Here is a 7,559-nt window from a genome sequence, read left to right on the forward strand (position 1 = left end):
CGCTCGACATCACCCCGGTCAACGATGGTCCGGCAGCTGTCGGTGACACCATCATCACCAACCTCGCAGCCGGGAGCACCGTCATCATCCCTGAGTGGGCACTCATTGCCAACGACCCCGCTTCGGCAATCGATGTCGCGGGCGTAGACTCCGCGACGGGAGGCACCGTCTCCCAGTCGTCGGGTTCCGGTGCAAACGGCACCGTGACCTTTGCCGACACCGCCCCAATGGGTGGGACTTTCACCTACACAGCTACCGATGGAACGAGTGCCGGCGCACCGGCCCTGGTGACCGTCATTCAGGATGCTTTGGATACGCTCGACGGGACCTCGGGCGACAATATCCTCATCAGCTCGAACGGCGGAGCGACGCTCGTCGGCGGCGCGGGTGACGACGTGCTTCTCGGCGGCAGTGGCAATGACATCTACCGGTTCGGACTGGCAGACGGCAATGATATCATCTCGGATGCCGGCAGCGGTGGCGACAGCATTGAAATCGTGACGAGTGCACCTGTGGACAGCACGGCAATCGGCACGCTGAACTTCGAAAGGGTGGCCAACGATCTCGTTATCAATGCCGGGACCACCGAGATCACCATCCGCGATCAATATGTCGGAAGCAGCAACGTCGAGAGCATACAATTCACAAACGGCGGCACCGTATACGGCTATGCACTGAGCACATCCGCATACAGGCTGCAAACGTCCTTATCAGGCGCCGGCACTGATGACGTAATCGCATCCACTTCGGCGGGTCAGGCTCTAACGGGGGGCGCCGGCAACGACCTCCTTTTCGGGAACGGCGGCGACGATAGCACGATCAACGGCGGCAACGGCAACGACCTCATAGTTGGCGGGACCGGGAACGATACGCTCTTGGGGGCTGGCGACAACGACACTCTCGTCGGCGGCGACGGCAACGACACGCTGACAGGCGGTGCCGGCGTCGACACACTCACGGGCGGCATAGGATCCGACATTTTCAACTATGGCTCAATCTCGGAGTCCACACCGGCAAGTTTCGACACCATCGCCGACTTCGTGCATGGCACCGACAAGATCGACCTGTCGTCGATTGACGCCAACACGGCCAGCGGTGGCGACCAGGCCTTCCTGTTCGGCGGGCAGAACGCGGCTACTGTCGCCAACAGCATCACCTGGTCGGAGGTCGGCGCCAACACGATCGTTCGTGTCGACGTCAACGGCAACGCGACGGCGGATTTCCAGATCACGCTGACCGGCACCGGGCTTGGCCTGACGGCGAGCGACTTCGTGCTGTGATGAATGAGGAGGTGAGCCGGCAGCCACGCGCGGCTCACCTCGTTTCCCGCCGGCCGCGGGTTCTGCTTACGAATTAAGGTTTACAGCAGGTTTACGGGCGGATCGCGTGGCCGATTGAGGGATCGGTAGTAGTATCGGTCCGGGCGTGCAGTTGGGGGGCGGGTTCTCCGCTGGGTATCTTGAGTATCGGTAGCAAATCGCAGATCGTGAAGGACGCGCTTCGGGCGTGCCGCCGCTATTTCCTGGTCGCGGCCGCCTTCAGCCTGGCGATCAATCTGCTCTATCTCGCCTCGCCCCTCTACATGCTGCAGATCTACGACCGTGTCGTCACCAGCGGCAGCCAGACCACACTGGTGATGCTGACGCTTGTGCTGCTGGTCGCCTTCATGGCGCTGGCCGGCCTCGACCTGGTGCGCGCCTGGATCCTGACGCGCGCCAGCGCGCGCCTCGATCGGCTGCTTTCGGCCAGGATCCTGGCCGCATCGGTCGAAACGCCGTCGCAGGGCGCCTCGCAGAGCCAGCCGATCCGCGACTTCGACACGTTCCGGCAGGTCATCACCGGCAGCGGTATCCACGCGCTGTTCGACCTGCCCTGGTCACCGATCTACATCGGCATCATCTTCCTGCTGCATCCCTGGCTCGGCTTCTTCGCGCTCGGCTCCGCACTGCTGCTCATCGCCATGGCGGTGCTAAACGAATATCTGGTGCGCGCGCCGCTGAAGCAGGCCAACGACATCGCGACGACCAACTACAATTTCACCGAGATGAGCCTCAGGAATTCGGAGGTCGTTCGCGCCATGGGCATGATCGACGGCCTTATCCGCCGCTGGGGCCGCGACCGCAACCTAGCGCTCTTGCGCCAGGCGCAAGCGAGCGACCGCGCCGCGCTGATGACGGGGCTGATCCGCTTCCTGCGCCTGACCATGCAGTCGCTCATACTCGGCCTCGGCGCCTATCTGGTGATCGAACGGCAGACCACAGCCGGCTCGATGTTCGCGGCCAGCCTCCTGCTCGGTCGCGGCCTGCAGCCGGTCGAGCAGATCGTCGGCCTTTGGCGCAGCCTGATCCTGGCGCGCGCGGCACTTGCGCGAGTGCGCAGGCTGGTCGACGGCGACGCGAAGGACGAACGCTCGTTCAACCTGCCGAAACCCTCCGGCAAGATCTCGGTCGAGCAGGTGAGTTTTGCCATTCCGAACCTGCAGAAAGTACTGCTGCGGGATGTCTCCTTCCGGCTCGAGGCGGGCGAGGCCCTCGGCATCGTCGGCCCTTCCGGCGCCGGCAAGTCGACGCTAGCCAGGCACCTCGCCGGCGTCATGCAGCCGAGCCGCGGTACCGTCAGGCTGGATGGGGCCGACATGTCGCATTGGGGGCGCGATACGTTGGGCGACCATATCGGCTACCTGCCGCAGGACATCGAGCTCTTCGCCGACACCGTCGCCGCCAACATCGGCCGCTTCAAGACCAATGTCGACCAGGAGGTGATCGAGGCCGCGCGGCTCGCCGGCGTACACGACATGATCATCCGCCTGCCGCAGGGCTACGAGACGCAGATCGGCGAAGGCGGCGCGGTGCTGTCGGGCGGTTATCGCCAGCGCATCGCCCTTGCCCGGGCGGTGTTCGGCACTCCGAACCTGATCGTCCTCGACGAGCCGAGTTCCAACCTCGACGCCGACGGCGACCGCGCGCTCAGCGACTGCGCGATCGAGCTCAAGCGCCGTGGCAGCACTGTCATCATCGTCTCGCACCGGCCCTCGACGCTCGCCAATGTCGACAAGATCCTTTTGCTGCGCGATGGCGCGGTCGAAGCCTTCGGCATGCGGAACGAAATCGTGGCGCTGCTCAACCAGCGCCAGGCTCCGATCGCCGTGGCAACCCAATGAACTGCGAAAGGAGAGACGTTTGAGCGACAGCGCCCTCACTTACCGCAGCCTGCCCGGCGAAGCCGGCATCCCGGCCCCGGATTCGATCCGGATGCCGGCCCTGATTGGCCTGTTGATCATCCTCGCCTTCTTCGGCGTCTTCGGCGGCTGGGCCGCCTTCGCCCCGCTGAACGGCGCCGTGCTCGCCGAGGCGGTCGTCAAGGTGGAGGGCAACCGCAAGAGCCTCCAGCATTTCGATGGCGGGACGGTAAAGGAGATCCGCGTCAAGGACGGCGATATCGTCCAGAAGGGCCAGGTCCTGCTGCTGTTGGACGACACCAGGCTGCGCTCCGAGTTCAATCTCTACGCCCAGCAGTACGCCCTGCTGCGTGCCACCGATGCCAGGATCCGGGCCGAGCTCGACGGCAGCCAGGAAGTTGCCTTCCCGAAGGATATCGCGGGCGAGCACCAGGCCTATCTCCAGGACGCGATGGCCAACCAGGTCGCCGATCTCGAAAGCCAGCGCGCCTCGATGGCCGGCGCCAGGCAGATCCTCGAGAAGCGGATCGCCGAGCTCGACGAGCAGATCGAGGGCAAGCAGGCGCGCGTCGATTCCTATCGCGCCCAGTTGCAATCGACCGTCGACGAGAAGGCGAGCCTCGGCAAGCTGCTCAAGGCCGGACTGACGACCCGCCCGCGCATCCTGGAGCTCGACCGATCCGCCTCGGACCTGCAGGGCCTGATCGACGAGAACCTGGGCGCCATTGCCGGCAGCCGGCAGACCAAGGCCGAGCTCGAGAGCCAGATCGCGCAACTGTCCAACGAACGCCGGGCCAAGCTTTCGGCGATGATGATCGAGACGCAGTCCAACCTGGCCGATCTCGTGCCCAAGATGTTCGCGGCCCAGGCCGCCATGGACCGTGCCGAGGTGCGCGCGCCCTATGACGGCCAGGTGATGGACCTCAGCGTCTTTTCGATCGGAGCGATCGTCGCGCCGGGCCAGACCATCCTCGATATCGTGCCGACGCAGAATTCGCTGATCGTCCAGGCGCAGGTCCGCGTCGAGGACATATCGAGCCTCAGGTCCGACATGACGGCCGAAGTCCGCTTCACCTCCTACAAGCAGCGCTCGATACCGATCATCCATGGACACGTCACCCGCATTTCGGCTGACCGTATTACCGACAGCAAGACAGGCCTTCCCTACTATGTCGCCGACATTGCGGTCGATCCGGCCGAACTGGCCGCCGCCCCTCAGATATCGCTCTATCCAGGCATGCCGGCCTCGGTGATGATCGTCACCGAGGAGCGCACGGCGCTCGATTACATATTGGGGCCGCTGGTGACATCGTTCCACACCGCCTTCCGGCAGAAATAGCCGCCGCGGCGACGGCCGGATCAGTGATCCGTATCGAAAGGGCGCTCAGTCGGTCCTGATCCAGACGCCCTTGGTGTTCAGATACTCATCGAGGTGCTCGGTGCCGCCTTCGCGTCCGTAGCCGCTCATCTTGTAGCCGCCGAACGGCACCGCCGGGTCGATCGCGTGATAGGTGTTGACCCAGACTGATCCGGCGCGGAGCCGATTGGCCAGCCGGTGCGCCTTGCCGATATCGTGCGTGAACACGCCGGCGGCGAGCCCATAGGGCGTGTCGTTGCCCCGCCGCACCGCCTCATCCAACGTGTCGAACGGCAGCGCCGAGATGACCGGGCCGAAAATCTCCTCTTTGGCGATGCGCATGTCGTCGGTCACGCCGGCGAACACGCCCGGCGTGATGAAATTGCCCAAGGCAAGCGCACCCTCGGTGACGCGCGCGCCGCCGGTCAACAGCCTAGCGCCCTGCCGCACGCCGTCCGCGATGAAGCCGGTGACGCGCTCGAGCTGACGGGGAGAGATCAGCGGCCCGATCTCGGTTGCCGGATCGGCGCCGTCGCCGATCCTGAGCTTTGCCGCATGGGCGGCGACCCGCTCGACGAACTCCTCATAGATCGGCTGCTCGACGAAGAGCCGCGAGCCGGCGATGCAGATCTGGCCGGAATTGGCGAAGACCGACATCGCCGCCACCGGCACGGCGCGCTCGATGTCGGCGTCGGCGCAGACGATCACCGGCGACTTGCCGCCAAGCTCCAGCGAAACGCGCTTCATGTTGGAGGCCGAGGCGCGCAGGATGCTTTGGCCAGTCGCGGTGGAGCCGGTGAAGACCACCTTATCGACATCCATATGCGAGGCCAGCGGCGCGCCGGCCTCGGCGCCGGTGCCGGTGACGACGTTGACAACGCCCTCCGGCAGGCCCGCTTCCAGCATGATCTCGGCGATCAGCAGCGGCGTCAGCGGCGCCTCTTCCGAGGGCTTCAGCACGATGGTGCAGCCGGTGGCGAGCGCCGGGCCGATTTTCCAGATCGAGGCGGCGGCAGGCGCGTTCCAGGGAATGATCGCGCCAACGACGCCGACCGGTTCCTTGCGGGTGTAGGACACGATCTCGCCGGGCAGCGAGTTGCCGATCGTCTGCCCGTGAATGGAGGTGGCCATGCCGGCATAGAAGCGCAACATGCCGAGCACGCGGGTCCTGTTGGCCAGCGTGCGCGTGATCGGCATGCCCATATCCGTCGTATCGGAAAGCGCGATCTCTTCCCAATGCCGCTCCATCAGATCGGCGATCTTGAGAAGCAGGAGCTGGCGCTCATACGGCTTGAACCGGCTCCACGGTCCTTCGAAGGCACGGCGCGCGGCGGCGACGGCGAGGTCGATGTCCCCGGCACCGGATCGCGGCACGGTGCCGATCACCGCCCCCGTGGCGGGGTTGCGCGTCTCGAAGGTGCGGCCGCTCGCCGCGTCGCGCCACTTTCCATCGATCAGCATCTTGCGGTGCCGGCCGTCGATGGGAACGCGCAAGGATAGATCTTTCGCCGATGCCGTCATTGCCGCAGACCCTTGTTCCTGAAACGCCCGGCCGAAAGCAAAGCCGCCGTTGCAGACCAGCACCGCCTATGTAACGTGCCGCGGGTGAACAAAGGAAGACACATAGGGCCCGACGCCCGCTATACGGAGCTGGTCATCCCGCCGTCGACAAGAGCATCTGACCGGTGACGAAACTGGCGGCGTTCGAAGGCAGGAAGATCGCCGCGCCACCGAGCTCGTCGGCGCGATCTTCCGGCACCACGACGTCGTTCCGCTGACCTTCGCGCGCTGGCCCACCCACGGCAAACCAGTCGTCTTTGATTTCGATGCCAGGCCGACGGCAGTCGAGACAGCAACGGCGGTCATTCGAAAGTGTAGGTGAACCCTTCCGCGGAAGCCCAGACGGTCACTTTCGTCATCTTTTCGCCTTCGAGCGAACGGTTCAGAACGCCGCGGCTCAGTTCCGGCAGCAGCGTGTTGGTGAGGATGGCGTCGATCATTCTCCCGCCGGATTCGATCTCGGTGCAGCGCGCCTTGACCAGATCCATGACCCCGTCGCCGATCACCAGCTCGGCATCGCTTGTGGCTCGCAGCCGGCGCGCGATCTTGGCGAACTGGTGGCGCGTGATCGCCTCGATCATCGCATCCGACAGCGGATAGTAGGGTATGGTCACCACCCGGCCAAGGAAGGCCGCGGGGAAAACCTTGAGCAACGGGCCGCGCAAGGCGGTGTCGAGATCGTCGAGCCCGGCTCGCACCGTGCCGTTCCCGGTGCGGTCCATGATGACCTCGGAGCCGACATTGGATGTGAGCAGGATCAGCGTGTTCTTGAAATCGATCCGCCGGCCTTCGCTGTCGTCCATCATGCCCTTGTCGAAGACCTGGAAGAAAATCTCGTGCACGTCGGGATGCGCCTTCTCGACCTCGTCGAGCAGGATCACCGAATAGGGTTTTCTGCGCACCGCCTCGGTTAGGATACCGCCCTTGCCGTAGCCGACATAACCGGGCGGCGCGCCCTTGAGCGTCGAGACCGTATGCGCCTCCTGGAATTCGGACATGTTGATCGAGATGAGGTTCTGCTCGCCGCCATAGAGCGTTTCGGCCAGCGCCAGCGCGGTCTCGGTCTTGCCGACGCCGGAAGGACCGCAGAGCAGGAACACGCCCACCGGCTTTTCCGGCGCGCCGAGCCCGGCGCGGCTGGTCTGCACGCGTTTGGCGATCATCTCCATCGCGTGATCCTGGCCGACCACGCGCTCGGCAAGCGTGGCGGCGAGCTTGAGCGCCTTCTCGGTCTGGCTGGACAGCATCCGTCCGGTCGGGATGCCGGTCCAGTCCTGCACCACCGCGGCCACGGCGTTGCGGTCGACAGATGGCAGGATCAGCGGCGTCTCGCCCTGGGCCGCGGCAAGTTCCGCCATCAATTCGCGCAATCGTGCCAGGTCGGCGGCGGAATCCGGTGGCGAAGCGGCGACCTCGGCAACGGGCGCCTCGACCTTGGCTGCCTTCGTTTTCGCGGCCTTCGTC

The 7,559-nt window shown here is 65.1% G+C and carries 5 protein-coding genes; 3 read left to right on the top strand and 2 right to left on the bottom strand.

The window, feature by feature from the left end:
• The 3 genes from EOA33_RS17735 to EOA33_RS17745 all read left to right on the top strand — a co-directional run.
• Positions 1-1,280 (top strand): calcium-binding protein (locus EOA33_RS17735; protein ID WP_145989179.1); only part of this gene is annotated, 1,280 nt, incomplete at its 5' end.
• A 185-nt stretch (positions 1,281-1,465) separates the two neighbouring features.
• Positions 1,466-3,160, top strand: coding sequence for a type I secretion system permease/ATPase (locus EOA33_RS17740; RefSeq protein WP_127406192.1), 1,695 nt, complete (start codon positions 1,466-1,468; stop codon positions 3,158-3,160).
• 19 nt (positions 3,161-3,179) lie between these two features.
• Complete coding sequence (locus tag EOA33_RS17745; protein WP_127406189.1) at positions 3,180-4,517, top strand: HlyD family type I secretion periplasmic adaptor subunit; 1,338 nt, start codon at positions 3,180-3,182, stop codon at positions 4,515-4,517.
• 45 nt (positions 4,518-4,562) lie between these two features.
• Here the strand turns inward: EOA33_RS17745 and EOA33_RS17750 are convergent, their stop codons facing one another.
• Complete coding sequence (locus EOA33_RS17750; RefSeq protein ID WP_127406190.1) at positions 4,563-6,056, bottom strand: aldehyde dehydrogenase family protein; 1,494 nt, start codon at positions 6,054-6,056, stop codon at positions 4,563-4,565.
• A 341-nt stretch (positions 6,057-6,397) separates the two neighbouring features.
• On the bottom strand, positions 6,398-7,559 hold a 1,162-nt coding region (locus EOA33_RS17760; protein WP_127406191.1), incomplete at its 5' end, for an AAA family ATPase.

It is taken from the genome of Mesorhizobium sp. M4A.F.Ca.ET.050.02.1.1, assembly GCF_003997725.1.
Classification (GTDB): Bacteria; Pseudomonadota; Alphaproteobacteria; order Rhizobiales; family Rhizobiaceae; genus Mesorhizobium.

What these genes read in the sequence shown, in the direction of transcription:
- EOA33_RS17750 (WP_127406190.1), bottom strand. Translation starts at nt 6,056, where the DNA reads ATGACGGCATCGGCGAAAGATCTATCCTTGCGCGTTCCCATCGACGGC.